The organism is Streptomyces sp. cg40 (assembly GCF_050320165.1).
GTDB lineage: Bacteria > Actinomycetota > Actinomycetes > Streptomycetales > Streptomycetaceae > Streptomyces > Streptomyces hokutonensis.
In genome coordinates this window covers 8,456,570-8,480,343 of the sequence record NZ_CP190128.1, presented here as the reverse complement: position 1 = coordinate 8,480,343, position 23,774 = coordinate 8,456,570, and the positions used below count along the sequence as shown (strand labels likewise).

At 70.0% G+C, this 23,774-nt stretch carries 22 protein-coding genes; 7 read left to right on the top strand and 15 right to left on the bottom strand.

Features of this window, described 5'->3' with window-relative positions:
- The first annotated feature begins 28 nt into the window (after positions 1-28).
- Positions 29-745, top strand: a complete 717-nt coding sequence (locus ACQHII_RS38255) for a gamma-glutamyl-gamma-aminobutyrate hydrolase family protein (RefSeq protein ID WP_427923553.1) — start codon at positions 29-31, stop codon at positions 743-745.
- Here the strand turns inward: ACQHII_RS38255 and ACQHII_RS38250 are convergent.
- A complete protein-coding gene (locus ACQHII_RS38250) occupies positions 717-1,685 on the bottom strand; it encodes a phosphotransferase family protein (protein WP_427923552.1) in 969 nt (322 codons plus the stop codon). The two genes, ACQHII_RS38255 and ACQHII_RS38250, sit on opposite strands and share 29 nt — an antisense overlap.
- A 622-nt stretch (positions 1,686-2,307) precedes the next feature.
- Positions 2,308-3,231, bottom strand: coding sequence for a LysR family transcriptional regulator (locus ACQHII_RS38245; RefSeq protein ID WP_427923551.1), 924 nt, complete (start codon positions 3,229-3,231; stop codon positions 2,308-2,310).
- Between the two features lie 70 nt (positions 3,232-3,301).
- On the opposite strand from ACQHII_RS38245, the gene ACQHII_RS38240 reads away from it, so the two are divergent.
- A complete protein-coding gene (locus tag ACQHII_RS38240; protein WP_427923550.1) occupies positions 3,302-4,411 on the top strand; it encodes a TDT family transporter in 1,110 nt (369 codons plus the stop codon).
- Here the strand turns inward: ACQHII_RS38240 and ACQHII_RS38235 are convergent.
- The 4 genes from ACQHII_RS38235 to ACQHII_RS38220 all read right to left on the bottom strand — a co-directional run bounded on the left by ACQHII_RS38235 (position 4,338) and on the right by ACQHII_RS38220 (position 8,887).
- Positions 4,338-5,057 (bottom strand): helical backbone metal receptor, encoded by a 720-nt coding sequence (locus tag ACQHII_RS38235; protein WP_427923549.1) that lies wholly within the window; start codon positions 5,055-5,057, stop codon positions 4,338-4,340. The genes ACQHII_RS38240 and ACQHII_RS38235 overlap by 74 nt on opposite strands.
- Complete coding sequence (locus ACQHII_RS38230) at positions 5,057-5,620, bottom strand: helix-turn-helix domain-containing protein (protein ID WP_019066149.1); 564 nt, start codon at positions 5,618-5,620, stop codon at positions 5,057-5,059. The genes ACQHII_RS38235 and ACQHII_RS38230 overlap by 1 nt, the downstream gene beginning before the upstream one ends.
- A 395-nt stretch (positions 5,621-6,015) precedes the next feature.
- Entirely contained in the window at positions 6,016-7,836 is a 1,821-nt protein-coding gene (locus ACQHII_RS38225; RefSeq protein ID WP_427923548.1) for an ABC transporter permease/substrate binding protein, read from the bottom strand.
- Complete coding sequence (locus ACQHII_RS38220) at positions 7,829-8,887, bottom strand: quaternary amine ABC transporter ATP-binding protein (protein WP_427923547.1); 1,059 nt, start codon at positions 8,885-8,887, stop codon at positions 7,829-7,831. Before ACQHII_RS38220 ends, ACQHII_RS38225 begins: the two co-directional genes overlap by 8 nt.
- A gap of 208 nt (positions 8,888-9,095) precedes the next feature.
- Here ACQHII_RS38220 and ACQHII_RS38215 point away from each other — a divergent pair, with 208 nt between their 5' ends.
- Together ACQHII_RS38215 and ACQHII_RS38210 are read left to right on the top strand one after the other, a co-directional pair.
- A complete protein-coding gene (locus ACQHII_RS38215; RefSeq protein WP_427925504.1) occupies positions 9,096-10,031 on the top strand; it encodes a 5'-3' exonuclease in 936 nt (311 codons plus the stop codon).
- A gap of 143 nt (positions 10,032-10,174) precedes the next feature.
- Positions 10,175-11,029 (top strand): siderophore-interacting protein, encoded by an 855-nt coding sequence (locus tag ACQHII_RS38210; RefSeq protein WP_427923546.1) that lies wholly within the window; start codon positions 10,175-10,177, stop codon positions 11,027-11,029.
- Between the two features lie 62 nt (positions 11,030-11,091).
- On the opposite strand, the gene ACQHII_RS38205 is transcribed toward ACQHII_RS38210, so the two are convergent.
- The 3 genes from ACQHII_RS38205 to ACQHII_RS38195 form a co-directional block, all read right to left on the bottom strand.
- Positions 11,092-11,868 (bottom strand): ABC transporter permease, encoded by a 777-nt coding sequence (locus ACQHII_RS38205; RefSeq protein WP_427923545.1) that lies wholly within the window; start codon positions 11,866-11,868, stop codon positions 11,092-11,094.
- Positions 11,865-12,890 carry an ATP-binding cassette domain-containing protein gene (locus ACQHII_RS38200; protein WP_427923544.1) on the bottom strand — a complete coding sequence of 342 codons (1,026 nt, stop codon included), beginning with the start codon at positions 12,888-12,890 and terminating at the stop codon, positions 11,865-11,867. Before ACQHII_RS38200 ends, ACQHII_RS38205 begins: the two co-directional genes overlap by 4 nt.
- A gap of 181 nt (positions 12,891-13,071) precedes the next feature.
- The gene (locus tag ACQHII_RS38195) at positions 13,072-13,692 is read right to left on the bottom strand and encodes a PadR family transcriptional regulator (RefSeq protein ID WP_427923543.1); all 621 of its coding nucleotides are present in this window, start codon (positions 13,690-13,692) and stop codon (positions 13,072-13,074) included.
- Between the two features lie 231 nt (positions 13,693-13,923).
- Here ACQHII_RS38195 and ACQHII_RS38190 point away from each other — a divergent pair, with 231 nt between their 5' ends.
- The 3 genes from ACQHII_RS38190 (at position 13,924) to ACQHII_RS38180 (ending at position 18,220) form a co-directional block, all read left to right on the top strand.
- Complete coding sequence (locus tag ACQHII_RS38190) at positions 13,924-15,483, top strand: amino acid permease (RefSeq protein WP_427923542.1); 1,560 nt, start codon at positions 13,924-13,926, stop codon at positions 15,481-15,483.
- Between the two features lie 700 nt (positions 15,484-16,183).
- On the top strand, positions 16,184-17,218 hold the full coding sequence (locus ACQHII_RS38185) for a terpene synthase family protein (RefSeq protein ID WP_427923541.1): 1,035 nt from the start codon (positions 16,184-16,186) through the stop codon (positions 17,216-17,218).
- A 51-nt stretch (positions 17,219-17,269) separates the two neighbouring features.
- Positions 17,270-18,220 (top strand): RluA family pseudouridine synthase, encoded by a 951-nt coding sequence (locus ACQHII_RS38180; RefSeq protein ID WP_427923540.1) that lies wholly within the window; start codon positions 17,270-17,272, stop codon positions 18,218-18,220.
- A 16-nt stretch (positions 18,221-18,236) separates the two neighbouring features.
- Here ACQHII_RS38180 and ACQHII_RS38175 read toward each other — a convergent pair whose 3' ends face one another.
- The 6 genes from ACQHII_RS38175 to ACQHII_RS38150 form a co-directional block, all read right to left on the bottom strand.
- Complete coding sequence (locus ACQHII_RS38175) at positions 18,237-19,727, bottom strand: cytochrome P450 (RefSeq protein ID WP_427923539.1); 1,491 nt, start codon at positions 19,725-19,727, stop codon at positions 18,237-18,239.
- Positions 19,728-19,803: 76 nt separating this feature from the next.
- Positions 19,804-20,424 carry a GTP-binding protein gene (locus tag ACQHII_RS38170; protein WP_427923538.1) on the bottom strand — a complete coding sequence of 207 codons (621 nt, stop codon included), beginning with the start codon at positions 20,422-20,424 and terminating at the stop codon, positions 19,804-19,806.
- Positions 20,405-20,806: a DUF742 domain-containing protein gene (locus ACQHII_RS38165; RefSeq protein ID WP_427923537.1), complete on the bottom strand. Its 402-nt coding sequence runs from the start codon at positions 20,804-20,806 to the stop codon at positions 20,405-20,407. Before ACQHII_RS38165 ends, ACQHII_RS38170 begins: the two co-directional genes overlap by 20 nt.
- Positions 20,803-21,210, bottom strand: coding sequence for a roadblock/LC7 domain-containing protein (locus ACQHII_RS38160; RefSeq protein ID WP_200715016.1), 408 nt, complete (start codon positions 21,208-21,210; stop codon positions 20,803-20,805). The genes ACQHII_RS38165 and ACQHII_RS38160 overlap by 4 nt, the downstream gene beginning before the upstream one ends.
- On the bottom strand, positions 21,207-22,790 hold the full coding sequence (locus ACQHII_RS38155; protein WP_427923536.1) for a sensor histidine kinase: 1,584 nt from the start codon (positions 22,788-22,790) through the stop codon (positions 21,207-21,209). Before ACQHII_RS38155 ends, ACQHII_RS38160 begins: the two co-directional genes overlap by 4 nt.
- 307 nt (positions 22,791-23,097) lie before the next feature.
- Positions 23,098-23,733 carry a TetR/AcrR family transcriptional regulator gene (locus ACQHII_RS38150; protein WP_427923535.1) on the bottom strand — a complete coding sequence of 212 codons (636 nt, stop codon included), beginning with the start codon at positions 23,731-23,733 and terminating at the stop codon, positions 23,098-23,100.
- Positions 23,734-23,774: the final 41 nt, after the last annotated feature.

The following is a 23,774-nucleotide window of genomic DNA, read 5'->3' as shown; positions in this document are numbered from 1 at the left end:
TCACGTCGCTTCGCGGTCGGAGGAAAGCATGGCGGGCAGGCCGCTGATCGGCATCAGTACGTACCTGGAGGCGGGGGCGCGGTGGGGCGCCTGGGAGCTGGAGGCCGCGCTGCTGCCGGCCAGCTACCCGCGCCTCGTCCAACAGGCGGGCGGTCTGGCCGCGATGCTGCCGCCGGACGCCCCCGAGCACGCGGCGGCGACCGTGGCCCGCCTCGACGGCCTGGTGATCGCGGGCGGCCCGGACGTCGAGCCGGTCCGCTACGGCGCGGAGCGCGACCCCCGCACCGGCCCGCCCGCCCTCGCCCGCGACGCCTGGGAACTCGCCCTGATCGAGGCCGCGTTGACAGCCGGTCTCCCCCTGCTGGGCATCTGCCGGGGCATGCAACTCCTGAACGTCGCCACGGGGGGCACCCTCGTCCAGCACATGGACGGCCACGCGGAGACCCCGGGAGTCTTCGGCCGCCACCCGGTCAAGCCGGTACCGGGCACGCTGTACGCGACGGCGGTACCGGAGGAGACGTCGGTCCCGACGTTCCACCACCAGGCCGTGGACCGTCTGGGCGCGGGCCTGGTGGTCTCGGCCTGGGCGGAGGACGGCACGGCAGAGGCGGTCGAACTCCCCTCCTCGGACTGGGTGTTGGGCGTCCAATGGCACCCGGAGATGGGCGAGGACCTGCGCGTGATGCGGTCACTGGTGGAAGCGGCCACGGTCACGGCTACGGCGCCGTCCCCCACCGCGTCCTGAGCCAGGCGAGGGCCGCGTCACCCTGCGCCCGCTGGAAGGCGCGCAGGGTGGGCAGACCCGGCGGCGGAGGCAGCAGCGAGTGCTCGACAAAGAACGCGGCGAGCCCAGCCAGGGTGGCGGTGACACCGGCCGGATCCGCACCCTCGGCAAGGGGATGCCGACGGAACAACTCCTCGGGATCCGGCCCGCCTTGAGCCCGCACACACGGCAACATGACCAACAGGTCGAACCAGGGTGCGGCAAGAACGGCATGCGGCCAGTCGACGAAGACGACCCCGCCGTCCTCCGTGAGCAACATGTTGTCGGCCCGCAGATCGCAGTGCGCGAGGGTGCCACCGACCGCGGACTCGGCCCAGGGGGCGGCGAGTTGGGCAAGATCGGCGAGATGCCCGACCGTCCAGGAGTCGAGTCGTCCGGTAAGGTCACCCGCCGCCCCGTCGAGGAGGCGCCGCCACCCGTCGAAGTCGTCGGCAAGGCTGTCGGCCACGGACGGGGCGACGACGGGAGACGGCGTGAGGGTACGGCCGAGCCGCTCCACGGCGTCCAGGACCCGCGTCAACTCGGCGTCCCGCCAGGGGACATGGGGCTGCCGCCCCGCAACCTCCTCGAAGACCAGGACAACCCACGTGCCGTCGTCATGGGTTCCCAGGAGACGAGGAGCGGGAACCCCGGCCGGGAGGGCGGCGGCGTTACGGGCCTCCGCACGATGCAACTCCGGGCTGTGCGGGTTGACTTCGGCGCTGACCGCCTTGACGAAGGCACGAGAACCGTCGACGGTCCGCACCCGAGCGGCCGTCCCCGGAGAGAACCCGCCGACCTGAGTGACGGCACGCGCAACGGGCGAACCGAGCAACCGCGCGACGACGTCGTGGACGTGGGCAGGGAGGGCTTCCCAGGGCGTACGGACGCCTACGGCGGGCGGAGCGACGTGAGAAGACATGCCGGTCATGGTGAGGGAGGGGCGAGGGCGCGTGCCAAGGGTTTTCGTCCCGGGTGCCGATACTCCGGGCCGGGCTGGTGCGTCGCTCGACTGCTTCGGGCCGGGTGACGCCCCGCTCGACTGCTCCAGGTCGGACCGCGTACTCATCAGCACCGAGTCGGGGCGGCGCACCTCTCGCCGTACCGGACCAGGGCCGCGAGCCTCTCGGCGTGTGGACCCCGGGCGGCGCACCTCACGACCCACCGAGCCTCGGCCGCGTACTCCTCACCCCGCAGAGTCTCGGCCGCGCACTCCTCACCCCACAGAACCGAAGTCGGGCCCGGGGCGCACGCCTCTCGACCTGCCAAGCCCAGGCCACGAGACTCTCGCCCCACCAAGTCGCGGTAGCGCACCTCACGACCCACCGAGCCCGAGGTGTACACCTCTCGCCCCAGCGAGTAGCGGCCACGCACCGCTCACCCCACCAAGCCGAGACCGCCCCCCTTCCCCCTCGACCTACCGAGCTCGGGCCGCACCCTCCTCTCCCCACCAAGCCGGGTCGGCGCACCTCTCAACTCACCGAGTCGGGTGGTGGGTGGGCAAAGGTCGGGGGTCTGGGGGCGGAGCCCCCGGGGCGGGAACTTCAACCGCGGGTCAGGGACAGTAGCTCGCGGGCCGGGCCCGTCGGGCGGTGCCCTGTGGGCCATACCGCTCTCAAGTCGCGGGCCAGGGTGGCCCCTTCCACCGGGATGCGGACCAGGCGTCGGGTCGACAGTTCCTCGCCGACGGCCAGTTCGCTCAGGACGGCCGGGCCCGCTCCGCTCACCGCCGATGCCTTGACCGCCGTAGTGGAGGACAGCTCGATGAGAGGGCGGGCCAGGCCGCCCAGGGCCGCGTCCAGGACCTGGCGGGTGCCCGAGCCCTTCTCGCGGAGGATCAGTGGTGTGGACGCCAACTCCGTTGCGGGAACGGGTCGTCGGCGGCGGGCCCAGGGGTGGGTAGGGGCCGTCACGACGATCAGGTGGTCGTGGGCGATCACCGTGGAGTCCAGGCCGGGCGGGACCGATAGTCCCTCGACGAAGCCCAGGTCCGCCTCGTCGGACAGGAGTTGTTCCGCGACCGTCGTGGAGTTGCCGGCCAGCAACGACACCGCCGTGTCGGGGCGTTGGGAGTGCAGGGCCAGGAGCCAGCCGGGGAGCAGGTACTCCGCGATGGTCATGCTCGCGGCGACCCGGAGCCGCGAGTCGCGCCGGTGCCGTAGCGCCTGGGCACCCGCGTCGAACGCGGCGGCCGCCTCGACGACCCGGCGCGCCCAGTCCGTGACCAGGGCGCCCGCGTCGGTCAGGCGCGAGCCGCGCGGGGAGCGGTCCACCAAGGCGACACCGAGCTGCCGTTCCATCGAGCGGATCCGGCTGCTGGCCGCCGGCTGGGTGATGCCGAGCTCGCGCGCCGCGCCACCGAGGCTGCCGAGCCGGGCCACCGCCAGCAGCAGTTCCAGCGCGCCCAGATCCGGCACCCGGTGCGCTATCGACCCTTCCCGCCCGCCATCCGTCTCGCCACTGCTCATAAATCCAGTTTATGTCCCCATAGACACATCCTCCCTGGTCGCCCGTCTCAACCGGCGAGACGCTGGACACATGGTCACCGCAGTTCGTCACCTCGGACCCAACTGGTACGCGTCCGTCATGGGCACCGCCATCGTCGCCACGGCCGGCGCCGGGCTCCCCGGCCACCTCCCGGGACTGCGCGCGGCCTGCACCGCCGTCTGGGCCCTCTCCCTCGCCCTCCTCCTGGCCCTGCTCACCGCCCGCACCCTGCACTGGACCCACCACCGCGACCAGGCCCGCGCCCACCTCCAGGACCCGGCGACGGCCCCCTTCTACGGCTGCCTCGCGATGGCCCTGCTGGCGGTGGGCGGCGGCACCCTGGTCGTCGGGCGGGACTGGATCGGGCTGCGCGCGGCGGTCGTCCTCGACTTCGTGCTGTTCGGCGCCGGTACGGTCGTAGGGCTGGTGGCCGCCGTAGCCGTCCCGTACCTGATGGCCGTACGACATCGTGTGCACCTGTCCGAGGCGTCCCCGGTGTGGCTGCTGCCGGTCGTCGCGCCCATGGTGTCCGCAGCCCTCGGGCCGCTCCTGGTGCCCCATCTGCCGGCCGGGCAGCCCCGGGAGACCCTCCTCCTCGCGTGCTTCGCGATGTTCGGGCTGAGTCTGCTGGCCACGCTCCTGATGCTCCCGCTGGTCTTCGCCCGGCTGGTCGCCGGCGGACCGCTGCCCTTCGCGCTCACGCCGACGCTGTTCCTGGTGCTGGGCCCGCTCGGCCAATCAACCACCGCCGTGGGCAAGTTCGCGGACTTCGCCCCCGGTGTCGTACCGGCCGCCACCGCCCAGGCCTTCGGTCTCCTGGCCGTTCTCTACGGTGTCCCCGTCATGGGTTTCGCGCTGCTCTGGTTCGCCCTCGCCACCGCGCACGTGGTCCGCGCCCGGCGCCGGGGCATGGGCTTCGCGATGACCTGGTGGGCGTTCACCTTCCCGGTCGGCACCTGCGTCACCGGCGCGGAGTCCCTGGCCCGGCACACCGGCCTCGCCGTCTACGACGGACTCGCGTTCGCCTTGTACGGCGTGCTCGTCGCCGCCTGGGTCACCGCCGCCGCGCACACGGCCCGGGGCCTGGTCAGCGGCGAGCTGCTCGCAGGGCCTCGCCCAGCACCCGTGGCGCTTCGGCCAGTGACGGCCCGTACCACGTGAGGTGCCGACCGCTGACGAGCGCGCAGGGCAGACCGGGGAACGCCTCCGGTCCGTCCTCGGCCGTGAAGCGGTACGGCTCGTCCGGGAGGACCACCAACTCCGGCTCCACGGACCGCAGTTCATCCAGAGTGACGCGCGGGTAGCGCTCGGTGTGCGTCGTGTACGCGTGGTCGACCCCCAGCCGGGACAGCACATCGCCCGCGAAGGTGTCCCGGCCGAGCACCATCCAGGGGCGGCGCCAGACGGGCACGACGGCGGTCAACCGGCGCTCGGGGGACGGGAGTTCGGTCCACGCCCGCTCGGCCTCGTCCAGCCAGCGCGGTCGTACGGGCGCTCCGCAGGCGTCGAGGACCCGGTCCAGTTCGCGGAACGCCTGCGGGACGTCCCGCACTTCGGTGACCAGGACCTCAACACCCGCCTCCCGCAGGGCCGTCAGGTCGGGCTCGCGGTTCTCCTCCTCGTTGGCGACCACCAGGTCGGGCGCGAGGGCGAGGATCGGGTCGAGCTTCGGGTTCTTGGTGCCGCCGACGCGGGTGACGTCCAGGTCGGCCGGATGGCTGCACCAGTCGGTCGCGCCGACCAGAACTCCCGGCAGCGATACGGCTATTGCCTCCGTCAGGGAGGGTACGAGCGAGACGACACGCATCAGCGCGGGCGGTCCTGGACCGCCTCGATGTGCTCGGCCACCGCGACCACGACGACCCGGGTGTCCGGCACGGTCGCGCGCCAGCGGTGCCGTACCCCGCCGGTCAGGTACATCGTGTCGCCGCGCACGAGACGGTACGCGCGCCCCTCCGCCTCGATCTCGACGGCGCCGTCCGCGACGTACATCAACTCGTCGTTCCGGTGCTGGAATTCGCGTCCGGCGTCGTGGTCGCCGGTGAACTCCGAGGCGTGCAGCTGGTGATGGCCCCGCACCAGCGAACGCATCCGGGGTGCCGCCGACTCGGGCTCCTCGGCCCGTACGACGTCGACGCTGCATGCGGGGTCGGCGGCGGCGAGGAGTTCGACGGCCGTGGTGCGCAGGGCGTCGGCCACCTTCTCCAGGGAACTGCGGCTGGGGCGCGCCCGGTCGTTCTCGACCTGGCTCAGGAAGGGCACCGACAGACCGCTGCGCTCGGCCACGACGGCGAGCGTCAGGTCCAGCGCGCGGCGCCGCCGGCGTACGGCCGCACCCACCCGAAGGGGCTGTTCTTTGTGGTCGCCCATCGCTCCGGCTCCCTCCTTCGCTCGTCGGCCCGCGGCCGGTTCTGAAACCGCCTCTGATGAGTTCTCTGCACCCTACGCATGTTCGGCAAACCGTTTCATGCGCCTGTCACATCCACGTCACACAGCGTGCGATCGGACTTCACAGTTCTGGCCAGTGTGCGAGGTCCCTCTACCCCTCGATCAGCGCGCGACTTCGTCCCTACTCTTCAATGCGTACGCAGTCGCCTGTGTTCCCGCTCACATCACAGGCCCGATTGCACGGTTTCGTAGCGCTATGTGGTTGGCCGAATCCTTTTCGTACCTGACAGGGGTACCGAGAAGGGTGGGCCCCACCGCGCGAAGGGGGGAACGCGCGGTGGGGCCCACCTCTGGGGGCGGCGGCCGGGACTGTCAGGTCATCCGGCCGCCTGGCTCTTCTGGTGCTGCTTCACCGGTGCCCACCGGTCGACGAGACCCGGGTGCCGCTTCAGCCAGGTGCGGACGGCGGACTGCTCCTGGCCCTTGCCGGACTTCTGGATCTGCGCCTCCAGACCGGTGAGCTGCGCCTCGGTCATCCGGAAGTCCCTCAGCCACTTCCCGGCCTCGGGGTTGTCGGCGGCGAAGCCCTTCCGGGACACGGTGTGCACGCCGTCGCCCTTGCCCCAGGCGCCCTTCGGGTCGCTGAGCTTCTTCAGCCCGTAGTCGCTGTACGCCCAGTGCGGCGACCAGAGCGTGACGACGATCGGCTGCTTCTTGGCGTACGCGCGCTTCAGCTCGGCCAGCATCGCCGGGGTGGAGCCGTCGACGACGTCGTAGCCCTGAAGGCCGTACTCCTTGAGGACCTTGGTCTTGAGGAGGCCCATCATTCCGGCGCTCGGTTCGATGCCGGTGATCTTCCCGCCGAACTCCGAGGCGTGGGTCCTGAGGCCGGCGAGCGTGTTGACGTCCTTCACGTACGACGGGACGGTCAGCTCCAGGGACGTGGAGCCGTACCAGCTGCCGAGGTCGTCGAGCTGCTTGCCGTACTTCTTCCAGTACTCGGCGTGCGTGGTGGGCAGCCAGGCGTCGGTCTGGAAGTCGACCTGGCCGGTGGCGACGCCGGTGTAGAGCGGGCCGGCCGCGTACTGGGTGGTCGTCACCTTGTAGCCGCGCTCCTCCAGGATCTCCTTCCAGAGGAACGTGGAGGCGATGCCCTCGTCCCAGGGGATGTAGCCGATGGTGATCTCCTTGCCCTTGCCGACGTCGTCGGCGGAGGTCGCCGTCGTGCCGGAGGTGGAGCCGAAGACGCCGAGGCCGCCGGCCACCAGCGCGAGCACGACGACACCGATCACGGCGAACGCCGGGCGGGGGCGGTGGTTCCAGGGCTTGGCGGTCTCCGCCGCACGGGCCTTGGCGGCGGCACGGCGGCCGAGCGGGGAGATCTGGGTGCCGAGCGCGCCGGTCATCCGGTCGAGGTAGATCGCGAGGACGACGATGCCGACGCCCGCCTCGAAGCCGAAGCCGATGTCGAGCTGGCCGATGGCCTCGTTGACGGCTCCGCCGAGGCCGCCGGTGCCGACCATGCCGGCGATGACGACCATCGACAGGCCGAGCATGATGACCTGGTTGACGCCCGCCATGATCGTCGGGAGCGCGAGCGGCAGTTGGACGCGCAGCAGGGTGTCGCGCGGTGAGGTGCCGAACGCCTCGGCCGCTTCCACGAGTTCGGCGTCGACCTGCCGGATGCCCAGCTCGGTCATGCGGACGCCGGGGGCGAGCGCGAAGATCAGGGTGGCGATGACGCCGGCGGAGGTGCCGAGTCCGAAGAAGAGGATCGCCGGGATCAGCAGCACCATCGACGGCATCGTCTGGAGCAGGTCGAGGGCGGGCCGTACGACCGCGCTGACCGTCTTGGAACGGGCCGCCCAGATACCCAGCGGAATCGAGATCACCAGGGCGATGACGGTCGCCACCAGCACCAGGGCCAGCGTCGACATGGACCGGTCCCACAGGTCGAGCGAGTCGATCAGCAGGAACCCGGCGAAGGCCAGCACCCCCGCGACCAGTCCGCGCAGCCACCAGGCGAGTACCGCCAGCATGCCCGCAAGAAGCAGGGGTTGGGGCGCGGTGAGGACCGCGTCGACACCGTCGTACATCCCCTCGACGACCGTCCTGATCGCGTCGAAGAGCCAGGACATGTGGGCGACCAGCCAGTCGACACCGGAGTCGACCCAGTCACCGAGCGGGAGCCTAGGCACAGGCCGTCACCTCCACCGGCTCCGCGGCGGAGTCCCCGCCGAGGAACGCCACCAGACGGTCCTGCGATACGACCCCTACGACGTCGTCGACCGCGTCGAGCACCGCGACCGGGTGGGTCAGGCGGGCACTGAGGGCGCAGAGGTCGGTGAAGGGGGTGTCCGGTGTGGCGGTCTCGCAGGCGCAGTCGGCCTCGTGGCCGTCGACGCCGGTGTCCATGACGGCGGACGCGGTGAGCACCCGGGAGCGGTCGACGTCCTGGATGAAGGAGGCGACGTAGTCGTTGGCGGGGCGCAGCAGGATGTCCTCGGCGGTGCCGGTCTGGACGATGCGGCCGTCGCGCATGACGGCGATGCGGTCGCCCAGGCGCATGGCCTCGTTGAGATCGTGGGTGATGAAGACGATGGTCTTCTTCAACGACTTCTGGAGTTCAAGGAGTTGGTCCTGCATGTCCCGGCGGATCAGCGGGTCGAGCGCGCTGAAGGACTCGTCCATGAGGAGCAGGTCGGCGTCGGTGGCCAACGCCCGGGCCAGGCCCACGCGTTGCTGCATTCCGCCGGACAGCTCGTCGGGCCAGGAGTCCTCCCAGCCGGCCAGACCGCACAGGGCGAGCGCCTCGCCGGCGCGGGCCTCGCGCTCGGCGCGGGGCACGCCCTGCACTTCCAGGCCGTAGGCGGCGTTCTCGCGGACGCTGCGGTGCGGGAAGAGCGCGAAGTGCTGGAAGACCATGCTGATCTTGTGGGCGCGGACCTCGCGCAGCTCGCGGTCGGTGAGCGCGGTGAGGTCCTGGCCGTCGAAGAGGACGCGGCCCGCAGTGGGTTCGAGGAGTCCGTTGAGCATGCGCAGGAGGGTGGACTTGCCGGAGCCGGACAGGCCCATGACGACGAAGATCTGGCCCGGTGCGACGGAGAAGGAGGCGTCGATCACGGCCGCGGTGGTGCCGTCGGCGCGCAGTTCCTCCCGGTCGGCTCCTGCCTGGAGCCGTTCCACTGCCTGGTCGGGTCGTCTGCCGAACACCTTGTGCAGGTGTTCGGCTTCTAGCCTGGCTGACACGCGTACCTCTCGTTCGGGGGCAGGACATGGCGGGCCGCTGCAGTTGAATGTGCAACCGAGCCCGCTCCGAGGCGGCGCCTGCCCCCGCTTTCCACCCGCAAACACAGGAGTGGTCCAGCTCACCGGCCGGTCGTCCGTCCCACCGGCCCGCCGCGTTCGTCTCTCCGGGTGACAGGGAGAGGTGGTCCTCGCGCCGTCGTGCGGCATGATGCGTGACGTGACCGGACGACTGATGCTCCTCGACACCGCCTCGCTCTACTTCCGCGCCTACTTCGGCGTCCCGGAGTCCGTGAAGGCACCGGACGGGACGCCGGTGAACGCCGTGCGCGGGCTGCTCGAATTCATCGACCGCCTGGTCAAGGACCACCGTCCGGACCAGCTGGTCGCGTGCATGGACGCGGACTGGCGGCCCCAGTGGCGGGTCGACCTGATCCCCACCTACAAGGCGCACCGCGTCGCCGAGGTGCGCGAGAGCGGCCCGGACGCGGAGGAGGTCCCGGACACGCTCTCCCCGCAGGTCCCGATCATCGAGGCGGTCCTCGACGCGGTGGGCATCGCGCGCGTGGGCGTCGAGCCGTACGAGGCGGACGACGTGATCGGCACGTTCACCGCCCAGGCCAAGGGCCCGGTCGACATCGTCACCGGCGACCGCGATCTGTACCAGCTCGTCGACGACGCCCGGGGCATCCGCGTGCTGTACCCGATCAAGGGTGTCGGCACGCTCCAGCTCACCGACGAGGCGGTGCTGCGCGAGAAGTACGGTGTCGACGGCCGCAGTTACGTGGATCTGGCACTGCTGCGCGGCGACCCCAGCGACGGCCTGCCGGGCGTCCCCGGGATCGGCGAGAAGACGGCGGCCAAGCTCCTCGCCGAGTTCGGTGACGTGCCGGGGATCATGGCGGCGATCGACGATCCGAAGTCCAAGCTGACCCCTTCGCAGCGCAAGCGCCTCGACGAGTCGCGGCCCTATGTCGCGGTCGCCCCCAAGGTCGTACGGGTCGCCGACGACGTCCCGCTGCCCGATGTCGACCCCGCCCTGCCGCGCGCCCCGCGTGATCCGGAGCTGGTGGGTGCACTGGCGGAATGCTGGGGGCTGGGCGGATCATTGCAGCGACTGCTGACCACACTCGGGGCGCAAGCTTAATTCTCGTTTTCCGTGAACGGAATTCTCGCAGGTGGGGAGTGATGCTCTGTGCGAGACGTTCATGAACCCCTCATACAAGGGGTGTTAAGTGGGGGAGAGATGCTAACTTAGGTAAGCCTTAGCTATAGACCTGGGAGGCCGTCATGGCAGAACGTCCGGCACGGAAGCCGCGTAAGCCCCACTCCGCGCAGGTCGTCCGCACCGAACGGCTGACCCCTCACATGCAGCGCGTGGTGCTCGGTGGCGAGGGTCTGGCCGAGTTCTCGGCGGATACCTGCACCGACCATTACGTGAAGCTGCTCTTCCCGGCCGGGGGCGCCACCTACCCCGAGCCCTTCGACATGGAGCGCATCCGCGCCGAGTTCCCGCGCGAGCAGTGGCCGGTGACCCGGACCTACACCGTGCGCGCCTGGGACCCCGAACACCTCGAACTCACCCTGGACTTCGTCATCCACGGCGACGAGGGTCTCGCCGGCCCGTGGGCCACCCGCGTCCAGCCGGGCGAGACCGTCCGCTTCATGGGCCCCGGCGGCGCCTACGCCCCCGACACCGACGCCGACTGGCATCTGCTCGCCGGGGACGAGAGCGCGCTGCCCGCCATCGCCCGCGCGCTGGAGTCGCTGCCCGAGGGCGTCACGGCCCACGCCTTCGTGGAGGTCTCCGGTCCCGAGGAGGAGCAGAAGATCGACTCGGACATCGAGGTCGTCTGGCTGCACCGCGGGGACCGTCCCGTCGGCGAGGCGCTCGTCGAGGCGGTACGGGCCCTGGAGTTCCCCGAGGGCCGCGTGCACGCGTTCGTGCACGGCGAGGCGGCCTTCGTGAAGGACCTGCGGGCCCTGCTGCGGGTCGAGTCGGCGATCCCGCGCGAGGACCTGTCGATCTCCGGCTACTGGCGGCTCGGCCACAACGAGGACGGCTGGCAGGCATCGAAGCGGGAGTGGAACGCGAAGATCGAGGCGGAGCAGGAGGGCGTGACGGGGGCCGGCGCTGCCGCGTAGGTGCGCCTATAGGAGCGCCCCTTTGTTTAGGGCGCTCCCTTTGGGGCGCTTCCTTTGGGGCTCTACACCGACCGTTGATACGACCTGAACGTCCGTATCGACAGCCACACTGCCACCACCGCCAGCCCCAGTAGCGCGCCGCCCCGGCTGAGTACGTCGCCCCAGTCGGGATGCTCGGACATCGCCGAACGGCCTGCCACCATCGCCCAGTTGAGCGGGTTGAAGTCGGCTGTGTGCCGCATCCAGGAGGGCATCTGCGAGGGTGCCATGAAGGCGCTGGACAGGAAGGTCAGGGGCAGCAACAGGAAGGTGTTGATGCCGATGATCGACTCCCGCTCCTGCACCAGCATGCCGAGCGCGTTGGACAGTGCCCCGAAGATGGTGCCCAGCAGCACCGAGGCGACGATCAGGATCGCGATGCCGCCGACGCCTCCCGGGTAGTCGGCGCCGCCGAGCAGTCCGAGCAGCACGATGACCAGCGACTGGAACGCGGTCACCAGGCCGTTGTTGACGACGTTGCCGTTCATCAGCGCGGCCCGGCTGACCGGAGTGGTCAGGAAGCGGTTGAGGGTGCCGCGCTGGATCTCCTCCAACGTGCCCATGCCCGCCCACATGTTGGAGCTGAGCGCGCTCATCACGACCACCCCGGGGACGAGGTAGTCCAGGTACGAGGTGGTGCCGAAGCCGCCGAGTTCGACGACCTTCTTGAAGAGGTTGCCGAAGAGGAACAGCCAGATCACCGGCTGGATGAGGGTGATGACCGCGAAGGCGGGCTGCCGTGCGAACACCCTGAGTTGACGCTGCGTCATGTACCAGGTCTGGGAGACGGCGGTGCTCATCGCGCACCCCCTGCGACGGCGGCGACGGCGAGCTGCTCGGTACTGTCCGCGTCGGCCTCGGAGTAACGGCGGCCGGCGTAGCGGAGATAGACGTCGTCGAGCGAGGGGCGGGCGACGGTCGCGGCGGCGACTCCGACGCCGACGCGCTCGAACGCGGCCAGCAGGACGGGCATCGCGGCCGCTCCGTCGTCGGCGCGGGCACTGACCCGACGTCCGTCGACCAGCACCTCGTGCACGCCCGGCAGGCCGACGAGGGCGCTCCTGAGCAGCGTACGACCGGCGTCGCCGACCGCTTCGCGCAGCTCCAAGTGGACGGCGTCGCCCCGGAGTTCACCCTTGAGGGAGTCGGGGGTGCCCTCGACGACGACGCGGCCGCGGTCGACGATCGCGATGCGTTCGGCGAGCCGGTCGGCCTCTTCGAGGTAGTGCGTGGTGAGCAGGATGGTCAGCCCCTCCTCCCCCGCGAGCCGGCCGATCTCGTCCCACATCGCGGTGCGGGCCTCGGGGTCAAGGCCGGTCGTGGGCTCGTCGAGGAAGAGCACCTCGGGCCGGTGCACCAGACCGAGCGCCACGTCCAGGCGGCGGCGCATTCCGCCGGAGTAGCCCTTCACCGGGCGCCTCGCGGCGTCGGCGAGGGTGAAGCGGTCGAGGAGTTCGTCCACCCGCTGCGTGAGCGCGGCGCCCTTCAAGCCGTAGAGCCTGCCCTGGAGTTGGAGGTTCTCGCGGCCGGTCGCCGTCGGGTCGGCGCCCGAGTTCTGGGCGACCACGCCGATCGCGCGGCGCACCCGGTCCGGGTGGCGCAGCACGTCGTGTCCGGCGACGGTGGCCGTGCCGGAGTCGGGGCGGGCCAGGGTGGTGAGGATCTTGACGGTGGTGGACTTGCCGGCGCCGTTCGGCCCGAGGAGGCCGAAGACGGTGCCGGGTTCGACGGTGACGTCCATGCCGTTGAGGGCCGTGACGTCGCCGGGATAGGTCTTGATGAGTTGGTGTGCCGCTACTGCGGGCGCACGGGTACTGCCCATGACAGCTCTCCATGAATGAGCGGATGTGAGTGTGAAAGGTCACGACTGATCCGCGTGCAGAGCGCCGGGCTATCCTGGGTGTGCCGCACCTCGATTGCCTGGCTTGCCGCACGGCGGGTCGGTCTCGGGGTTCGTGACCCCGGCAGGACTGCTGCAACAGTCCGGTCGGGGTCAGTCTTCGTCAGGTGAACTCCGGTGGCTGTTCCCCCGTTTCGTGGAAGTGGCGCCAGCCTTCGACGCCGAGCGAGGAGCCCTTTCTGAGCTCCTCCAGCAGGCCGCGGACCCATTCGGTCTGCGCCTCGGTCATGTGCAGCTGGTACTCGACCTCGACGAGGAAGAGGCGGGGCACCGACTCGTAGAGCTTCTCCAGCGCTCCGCGCTCGCCGGCCGCCTGCACCTCCAGGTTCTTCACCCGCTCCTCCAGCAGCGTCACCGCCTCGTCGGGGTGAAGGGCGCCCAGCAGCGAGAGGGCCGTCTCGAAGATGGGGAACTCCTTGACCGGGCGGGCCAGCAGCTCCGACAGCCACTCGGTCATCTCCTCGCGCCCGGCGCCGGTCAGGCCGTAGACCGTGCGCTCGGGGCGGTTGCCCTTGCGCTCTATGTCGGCGACCTCGACGAAGCCGTGCTTCTCCAGGTTCTGCACGACCGTGTAGAGCGAGCCGTAGTTGATCTTCGTGCTGGTGTCCTTGCCCTGGCGGCGCAGAGTCTGGGCGATCTCGTACGGATGCATGGGGCCCTGGCAGAGGGTCACCAGCACGGCGAGTGCCAGCGGATTGCTGAGCTTGCGACGCTTCGCGGCCACGGCGCCACCACCTCCCACTCCCCCTCGGGACACCTCGCATCCAAATATTCGTGATCGAACATATCGCGAGTAGCAACGGAACGTCAATACACGATGTATCGCGATTTTACGGCGGGGGCAAGAGCGTGAGGACTTGGGCCCGCCCCGGACACGGTGGCGTGACGCGTCCGAAACAGGCCGTCCCTAATTTCTGTCACCCGACAGGAATTCGCGCCGAAGGCAGGTGCCGCCGTGGCCACAACCACCCCCTCCGACGTACGCCCCGATCCGCCCCACTCCCCCGACGACGGCTCCCTCGCCGAGTTCGGCTACCGCCAGGAGCTCCATCGCAGCCTCGGCCGGTACGCGTCGTTCGCGGCCGGGTTCTCCTTCATCTCCGTACTGACGACCGTCTTCCAGTTCTTCGCCTTCGGGTACGCGTTCGGCGGCCCGGTCTTCTTCTGGGCCTGGCCGATCGTGCTGGCGGGCCAACTGCTGGTGGCCGCCTGCTTCGCCGAACTGGCCGCGCGCTACCCGATCTCGGGCGCGATCTACCAGTGGTCGTCCCGCCTCTCCAACGCGACCTTCGGCTGGTTCGCCGGGTGGATCATGGTGATCGGCCAGATCGTCGTCGTGGCGGCGGCGGCGCTCGCGCTCCAGATGGTGCTGCCGGCGATCTGGTCGGGCTTCCAGCTGGTGGGCACCGATCCCACGCCCACCTCACCGGACGGCGCGGCCAACGCGGCCGTCCTGGGCGTGATCCTGCTGATCCTGACGACGCTGGTGAACATCCTCGACAACCGCGTGATGTCGGTGATCAACCGGGTCGGAGTGACGGCGGAGATCATCGGCGCGATCCTGATCGTCGTCCTCCTGCTGACCCATTCGAAGCGCACCCCGACCATCACCTTCCACACGACCGGCAGCCTGGAGGGCGGACTGCTCGGCGCGCTGCTGGTCGGCTCGTTCACCGCGGCCTACGTGATGATCGGCTTCGACAGCGCGGGCGAGATGAGCGAGGAGACCCACAACCCCCGCCGCACCGCGCCCCGCACGATCCTCACCGCGCTCGGCGCGGCGGGCCTGCTCGGCGGCCTGATCATCCTCGGCGGCCTGCTCGCCGCGCCCAGCCTGACCGACGGCCACCTGGGCGTCGACGGCCTCAGCTACGTCCTGACGAGCCGCCTCGGCGACGGCGTCGGCAAGGCCCTGCTGGCCGACGTGGTGGTCGCGATCGCGGTGGCGACCCTGGCCATCCAGACGGCGGCCTGCCGCATGCTCTTCTCCATGGCCCGCGACGGCCAACTCCCCTTCTCCACCCGCCTGTCCAAGGTCAACCCCCGCACGGGCATGCCCAGCGCCCCGGCCATCGCCGTAGGCGTCCTGTCGGCAGCCCTGCTCCTCCTCAACTTCGCCTCCCCCGACGCCTTCCTCGCCATCGGCACCACCTGCATCGTGATGCTGTACCTGGCCTACGCGATGGTCACGGGACCGCTGCTGCTCCGCCGCCTGCGCGGCGAGTTCACGACGGACGGCACGGACGAGACGGGCGCCCGCCTGTTCTCGCTCGGCCGGTGGGGAGTACCGGTCAACGCCCTGGCGCTTCTCTACGGCCTGATCATGACCGTCAACCTGGCTTGGCCGCGGGCGGCGGTGTATGACCCGGCGGGCGGGCACTGGTACTTCCAGTGGTTCACGGTGTTGTTCTTGGGGGTCACTGTGGGGGTCGGGGTGCTGTATCGGCTGACGGGCGCGCGGAGCGTGCCCGCCGCCGCGGAAGTGGCCCGCATCTCGCCGGAACCGGTTCAGTAGCCGTCCTGGCGGCCGTGCGTCACCCTGATGATCCGTCGTCTCAGTGGTGGCGCACGGCCGTGAACACGGTGTGAAGCCGCGCACGGGACAGCTCCATGCGCCGGAGTGCACGCCCTTTCTGACCGGCCGGAAGCCGTCACATGCTGCGAAGCAATGGGTAGTCAAGACTATTGACGGCCCGGGGACGCCTCAGCGAACTAGTCGATGCGGAGCGGGACTTGGCCGACGCGACAGGCGAGCCTCCAGTGGCGTCCCGGAGAAGCGACTCTGGAGATCGAACGAATGCGGTTGTATCGTATGGGGGTGCGAATCCGGCCGGAACGGACCGGCTGTTGACCGACAGCGGGACCACCCGGATGTTCGCGGAGGATGTGGGACTTGCTCATACGACAGCCCACGGCTGCCAGTGGGTGTCCTCACTACTGGCCGAAGGGGTGTCAGCGGGCGTATGTCGCGTACACCATCCACAAGATCCGGATCGGCGGCTCGGACACGCGTGAGCGTGACGAGACGGTGGTCGACCGCCCCACAGGGTCTCGGCGGTTGACCGACAACGGGCTTCCCGCGCCGTCCACGGGGCGACGCGGTCGCGGGGTATGGAGCACAGCGCGCAGTTCATGGACCTGGTTGCTGCCTGCGCACCGTCGGTGCGAGACAGGCAGCTGTGCAGACGTACGCCGTGACCACACAGGAGGCAGCCGTGACGGACACCTTCCAGTTGCCCTCGTTCTACATGCCGTTCCAGACCCGGGTAAATCCGCACCTGGCCGATGTCCGTCCGCGTGTTCGCGCCTGGGCGTACTCCGTGGGTCTGCTTGAACCTCAGCACACGGACTCGCACCACGGCGGGTGGAGTGCCGAGATCTTCGACCGTGCGGACTTCACCAGGTTCACCGCGCTTACCTATCCTCACGCCTCGGCGGAGGAACTGGAGTTGCTGTCCGGGTGGCACAGCGTCATCTGGTGCCTGGACGACGTCTTCCTCCCCTGGTGCGAGGCGCTGGGCGAGCGGGAGCAGATCCTGCGCCGCATAGAGCGGTTGATGGCCTTCCTGCCGGTGACGGCACACGTCTCGGTCCCGGTACCGGAACAGCCGCTGGAACGTGCGCTGTCGGCACTGTGGCGCCGTACCGCGCCCTCCGCATCGCTCTCGTGGCGGCGCCTCTACACCAGGTCGGTACGTCAGTTCCTGGAAGCGTCGCTGTGGGAGACCGAGAACCTCACCCATCCCCGGTACCCCGACCTCATAGAGCAGACGGAGATGCGCCGCGACTACGGAGCCGCCGGGTGCAGCGCGCTACTGATGGAGCACTCGTTCGACTGGGAGATTCCCGAAGATGTCCGGGGAACGCGCGCGTTCACCGTGCTGATCAACGCATTCCGAGACACCGTCGATCTGCACAACGACCTCGTGTCCTATCCCAAGGAAGTCCGCGAGGGCGTCGCCGGGAACAACATCGTGCACGTGGCCCAGGCACTGCTGGACCTCCCCCTCCACGAGGCGGTCCCCTACGTCGACCGGATCCTGACGGGCCGGGTCAGGACACTCGCCGAAACCGTCGAGACCGACCTCCCACGGGCACTGCGCGATCTGTGCGCGGACCAGGACACCCGGCACGCCGTGCTACGGCACGCCCGGGCCATCCAGGGCTGGGCGGCGGGCTCCTACCACTGGCACAAGGTCACCGACAGGTACCGGACCGGCGCCGGCTCCGCCCGCCCCGTAGCCGCCTAGGACACGTCACCGCGTACCCGATGTCGGCGCCGCCACGTACGCTTGATCGCGATGAGACGCCGTACCCCCCTCCCACCCTCCCCCCTGCCGCAGCGCGACGGGGTCGATCCGGTGCGAGTGCGGTTGCCGGCCGGGGACGCGTGGGTGACCGTGCGGGATCATCTCGTGGCACGGCTCGCGGGCGGGGCCGGCGCCGGAGTGATCGACGCGATGCTCGACGCGGGGCAGATCGTGGACGTCACCGGGCGTCCGGTGACTCGGGACAGGGCGTACGTGCCGGGCATGTTCGTGTGGTTCCACCGGGAGCTGCCCGCCGAGGAGCAGGTGCCGTTCGCGATCGATGTCGTGTACCGGGACGAGCACGTGGTGGTGGCCGACAAACCGCACTTCCTGGCCACCACCCCGCGCGGCAGCCATGTCGCCGAGACGGCCCTGGCGCGACTGCGAAGGCAGCTGGACATCCCGGCGCTCGGCGCGGCACACCGGCTGGACCGGCTGACGGCCGGAATCGTGCTGTTCACCGTGCGGCCCGAGGAGCGCGGCGCATACCAGTCGCTGTTCCGGGACAGACGGGTCGTGAAGGAGTACGAGGCGGTGGCACCGTACGCCCCTGCTCTGGTCCTGCCCCGGATCGTACGCAGCCGGATCCTCAAGGAGCGCGGAGTCATGGCGGCCCGTGAGGTCGAGGGCGAGCCCAACGCCGTCAGCCGGGTCGAGCTGCTGGAGCACCACAACGGGCGGGCCAGGTACCGGCTGCTGCCGCGGACCGGGCAGACCCACCAACTCCGGGTGCACATGAGCGCGTTGGGAGTGCCGATCCTCGGCGATCCTCTCTATCCGGTGGTGAGCCGCCCCGTGGCGGCCGGTGACTTCCGACGCCCGCTCCAACTACTGGCGCGGGTCCTGGAGTTCACCGATCCGATCACGGGGCGCGAGCACCGGTTCGTCAGCCCACGTGTGCTGCGGGCCTGGTCGTCGTACGAGGAGTGGGCGGCGGGGTAGCCCGGTGCTCGTCTGCTCAGTCGCCGCGCCACCAGCGCAGGAGACGCTGGAGCACGCCCGGTCGGCGGGCTGGTACGGGCGTCGGTTCGGATACCGGTTCCGGTGTGGGGTCGTGGGCCGGGACAGCGGGTTCCGGGGTCGTGACCGGAGGCTGCTGTGTACTGATCTGCCAGTCGTCGGGGCGCTGCGGCGGCACCGGCTTGGCGGCGGGCCGCTGCATGACGTCCTGCTGGGGCTTCGGCGCGAACTTCACCGGCAGTTCCACCAGGTGTCGATTCGAGATGGACTCGCGCCAGCTCAACTCGTCCTCCCCACAGGCGAGTTGGATGTCCGGGACGCGAGTCAGCAGCGCGTCGACGCCGACGTCGGCGATGGCGCGGCCGATGTCCTGGCCAGGACACTCATGGGGGCCTCCGCTGAAGGCGAGATGGGAGCGGTTGCCCCGCATGTTGGCCTTGAGGTCGGGGCGGACGCGCGGGTCGACGTTGCCCGGTGCGATGCCCAGGAGGAGGCCGTCGCCCTTGCGGATCCGCCGACCGCCCAGCTCGGTGTCCTGCTTGGCGATATAGGCGAGTTGGGTGCTGAACGGCGGCTCGTCCCACAGGGACTGCTCCACCGCCTGGGGCACCGTCATCTGGCCGCCGTTGAGCTGGGCGCGGAACCCCGGGTCGGTGAGCACCAGTCGCAGCACGTTGGCGAGCAGGTTGGCCGTGGCCTCGTACGCGGCCATCAGAACGACGCGCAGATGCTGGCCGACCTCCTCGTCGTTGAGCCGCGCCGGGTGGTTGATCAGATGGCTGGTGAAGTCGTCCTCGGGGGCGGCCCGGCGGCGGACGGCAAGCCGCATCAGGACATCCATGATGTACGCGTTGCTGGCGATGGATGTCTCGGTGCCCTTGAGCATGTCGCGGGCGGCATGCACGATCCGGTCGTTGTACTCGTCGGGCATACCGAGGATCTGGCACATCACGGCCATCGGCAGATGCTCGGCGAACTGACCGACCAGGTCGGCCCTGCCCTCCCTGCAGAACTTGTTGACGAGGTGCTGGGTCGCACGGTTGATATGGCGGCGAATGCCCCGGTGGTCGATGGTCGACATGGCGCCGGTGACCGCGCCGCGCAGCCGCAGGTGCTCGTCGCCCTCGGCGTGGCAGCAGATGGGCTGCCAGGCGATGACCGGCATGAGCGGGTGATCCGGCTTGATCGTGCCGTCCTGCAAGGAGGTCCACAGCCGGGTGTCACGGCAGTACTGCGAGGGGGTGCTCACCATGTGCAGGTTCTCGCTGTGGCCGAGCACCACCCAGACCGGCACGTCCTCGTGGAGCAGCGCGGGGGCCACCGCACCGTGCTCGGCCCGCAGTTTCTCGTACACGGCTCCCAGGTTCTGCGCCTCGGGGCCGTACAGCCGGTGCAGTCCCCCGGGGCCGAGGCCGTGCGCGGGGCAGCCGGGGGGCGGGCCGGGCATGGGGTCGTCCGTACCGGTCGGGGAGAGTCGTTCAGACGTCACGATGGTCGCTCCGAAAACTGAAGTGGATCCGGTGTCTGGGGAGTGCGGGACAGGGCACAGAACCGCGGCGGCGGGATCAGGCCGGGGAGCCCGTCGTCGCGAGGGAATGCAGGAAACGCATCAGGGTCATCAAGGTGTCCCGGCTGGAAGCCCTGCGCCGCGCGTCGCACTCGACGATGGGGATCTCCGGAGACAGGTCGAGCGCGGCGCGCAGATCCTCGACTGGGTAACGGGGCCCGTCCGGAAAGGAGTTGACGGCGATCACGAACGGAACACCGCGCTCCTCAAGCCGTCCTATGACGTCGAAGCTGACCTCCAGGCGCCGGGTGTCGATCAGCACCACCGCGCCAAGCGCCCCCTCGAACAGCCCGTTCCACAGGAACCAGAAGCGTTCCTGGCCAGGAGTGCCGAAGAGGTACAGCACCAGTTGCTCGGTGATGCTGATGCGGCCGAAGTCCATCGCCACTGTGGTCGCGGTCTTGGTCTCGGAGCCGTAGTCGTCGTCGACCCCGACGCCGGCCTGCGTCATGGTCTCTTCCGTGGTCAGCGGCCTGATCTCGCTGACCGAACCGACCATGGTCGTCTTGCCCACCCCGAAACCGCCCACGATGACGATCTTCACCGCGGCCTGTGCCGTCTGCGGCAGATGGTCCTCGGTCCGTGGTCCGGGGAGGGTGTCAGAGCTTTTGAAGTCCATGCATCACCGCTTCGAGGAGGGAACGGTCGGCGATCGCCTGCCGCACGATGGGGGCGCGCGCCTGGACCAGTCCGGCCGTCAGCAGCTCGGTGAGCAGGACGGTCACCACGCTGAACGGCAGATTCAGATAGGCCGACAGTTCGGCCACGGACAGGGGGGCGGCACAGAGCCGGATCAGCGCCGCCCGCTCCGGCGTGGAGGAGGGCGGCGGGTCGGCGCGTGCCACGATTAACGTGACCAGGTCGAGGGCGGCGCGCTCGCGGCCCTCTTCCGATCCTGTGAGCACGTACAGCCGCTCGGGCTCCTTGCGCGGGCCCGGTTTGAGGGGCTCGGGCGGGGGCTGTTCCTTGGGGTGGCGCCGTCGGCGTTGCGGAGGAGTCATACGGTCTGCCCGTTACGCCGGGGCGGGCTGGTGAGATGGGCGCCGATCCGGACGACCAGGTCACGCATGCGGTTGCTCATCAGACCGGGTTCGGCGACCACGTCGGAGAGCACCGCGAGATAGGCGTTGGAGCCCGCCGCCATCAGATAGAAGTAGCCGCCGTTGATCTCGATGATGACCATCCGCATCGTGCCGTCGCTGTCCGGGATCTCGTGGGCTACGGCGCTCGCGAGGCTCTGCAGCCCCGCGCAGGCCGCGGCGACCCGGTCGGCGGCGTCCGGGTCGCCGCCGTAGCGGGCGATCCGCAGTCCGTCGGCGGAGAGCACCACGATCATCTCGATGCCCGGTACGCCGTCGGCGAGCTCCTTGAGCATCCAGTCGAAGTTGGCTCGCTGCTGGATCACTTGAGGTCCCCCTCGTCGTCGGCCTCGACACGGGCCGGCTCGGTCGTCTGAGTGAATGCAGTCGGGTCCGGGTCGCCCTTGAGTCCGTTCATGAACGCCTCGACCCACAGCCCCGGTTCGGGCTCTTTCTTCTCGGGCTCGGGCGCCGGCTCGGCCCAGGCCGACAGGGCCTCCCGCTCGGCCTGTTCGGCCCGTTCGGCCGCCGCCTGCTCGGCGAGCCGCTGGCTGAGCGGCATCTTGACCCGGCTGCGGCGCTGCGGCAGGCCGCCCACGGTCCACTCCGTGACCTCGGGAACCTCGTCCACCATGGAGACCGTGGCAGGGATGCGGGGGCTGGTCGGCCGGCGCTTCTTGGGCGCGCGCTTGGGACCCTCGAGCGCGCCGAGCTCGATCTTGGGCGCGGCGGTCGCGCCGATGCCGTGGGCGAGGCCGGGTGCGGGCTCGCTGGTGAGCATGTCGCGCGGCACAACCAGCACGGCGCGGACGCCGCCGTACGCCGAGGCCCTGAGCGAGACCTGCATGTTGTAGGTCTGGCAGAGCCGGCCGACAACGGTCAGGCCCAGGCGGGGGCTCTCGCCGAGGTCCTGGAGGTCGATACCGGCCTTGGCCTGCTCCAGCATGTTCTCGACCCGGGCGCGGGCCTCCTCGCTGAGGCTGACGCCGGCGTCCTCGATCTCGATGGCGACACCGGTCTGCACCTCGACTGCGGTGACGTGCACCTTGGTCTGCGGCGGCGAGTAGCGGGTGGCGTTGTCGAGGAGTTCGGCAGCCGCGTGGATGATCGGTTCGACGGAGGTGCCGTTGATGTTGACCTTGGCGATGGAGTCCAGTGAGATGCGCCGGTATTCCAGGATTCGGGACATGGCGCCGCGCAACGTGCTGTAGAGCGTGACGGGTTGGGGCCACTGACGGCCGGGACGGCCGCCGCCCAGCACCGAGATGGAGTCGGCGAGGCGGCCGATCAGCGCGGTGCCGTGGTCGATGCGCAGCAGGTCGTCGAAGACCTCGGGGTTGCGGCCGTGGTCCTCCTCCATCTCCCGGAGTTCGTTGGCCTGTTGGTGGACAATGGCCTGGACGCGCCGGGCGATGCTGACGAAGGAACGCTGCGCGGAGTCACGCATGGCCGTCTCACGGTCCACGATGTCGAGCAGTGTGCGCAGCAAATCGCGCTGCGGTTCGGAGATTTCGCGCCACTGGGGGTGAGTGTCGACGACTTGGCGAATCACCTCTCCGGGCGATTCTCCGCCCCGCATTCCGTAGAGCGCGGCGGGCACGATCTCCTTCCCGAACCGCGCGATGTCCCGATCGTGGGCGGCGATCCGCCCTTCCAGATACGCACGGTGACGAACGTGGTCCGCACGCTGGTCACGCACGGTCCGGCCGCGGCGGACCGCTTCGGCGGCCGTCACGATCACCAGGAGCGTGGCGATGCCACCGCAAAAGCCGACCGCGGCCCGGGCCGGCTCCGTCACCACGGCGACGGCGGCCCCGGTCGCCGCGGCCATCACTATGGCGGGCAGCAACAGCACACGGGCGTACGGAAGTTCACGGCGGCCGGGGGGCGATTGAACACTCACCATGTATGCCCTCTAGAAGAAGTCGGCTGGGTTAGGGGAAAGATCCTGGGGATCTTCGTTATGTTTAGGAACAAACGCACGAATACAGCCCAACTCGGTGCGCTGCGGGCGAGCTTAGTCCGACCGGATCATCGCTGTGTCATATTCAGCAAGCCCCTGAAAAGGGACACAAGAGAGGAGTACGCTCAGCCCATTTACACGCAACGCCACCGATCGAACACGACACGTGACGGCGAACGGGCATGCGGAAATCACTCACCGTAAGGAGTGAAGCCCTGATTCCGACCGGGTTTCCGACCGCGCCTCCGGCTCAGATCCCCGCGATACGCAGCGCCGCGTCGGCCGTAGCCTCCGCGAAGGCGGACACCGGCCGCTCGGGGTCGGAGCGGTGCACCAGGATGACGCCCTCGATGAGCCCGAACAGCAGATCCGTGCGGAGTTCCAGCTCGCTCTTGGCGAGCGCCCCGCCCGCGGCGGTCGCGGCGAGCAACTGCCGGTAGGCGTCCTTGAGTTCGGCGCGTACGGCATGGAAGCCGGCGAAGCGTTCGGCGCGCACCTCGGGCAGTAGATAGAGCCCGCCGAGATTGTGCGTGCCGCCGCACAGCAGCTCGACGTCGGTGCGGCACAGCTCCCACAGCCTGTCCTCGGCCGGGGTGGCGTCGTCCGCGAGGAGTTCCCGGGCGCAGGTCAGCGAGGGTGTGACCGTGGACTCGAGGAGGTCCGCGAGGAGTTCCTCCTTGCCGGAGACGTAGTGGTACATGGACGCCTGCCGCATGCCCGCGAGTTCGGCGACAGCCCGGGTGGTGGTGGCCGCGTAGCCGCGAGTGGTGAACAACTCGGCCGCGGCGGCGAGCAGTTCGGCGCGCGGGGACAGTCCGCTGTCCGGCCGCTGATCGGCCCGCGGCCTGCCCACCCGGCGGCCGCCCTGTGCACCCGTTGTCCCCATGCGTTCGATCCTCGCACACGGCACCGCGCCGCGAACGCCCG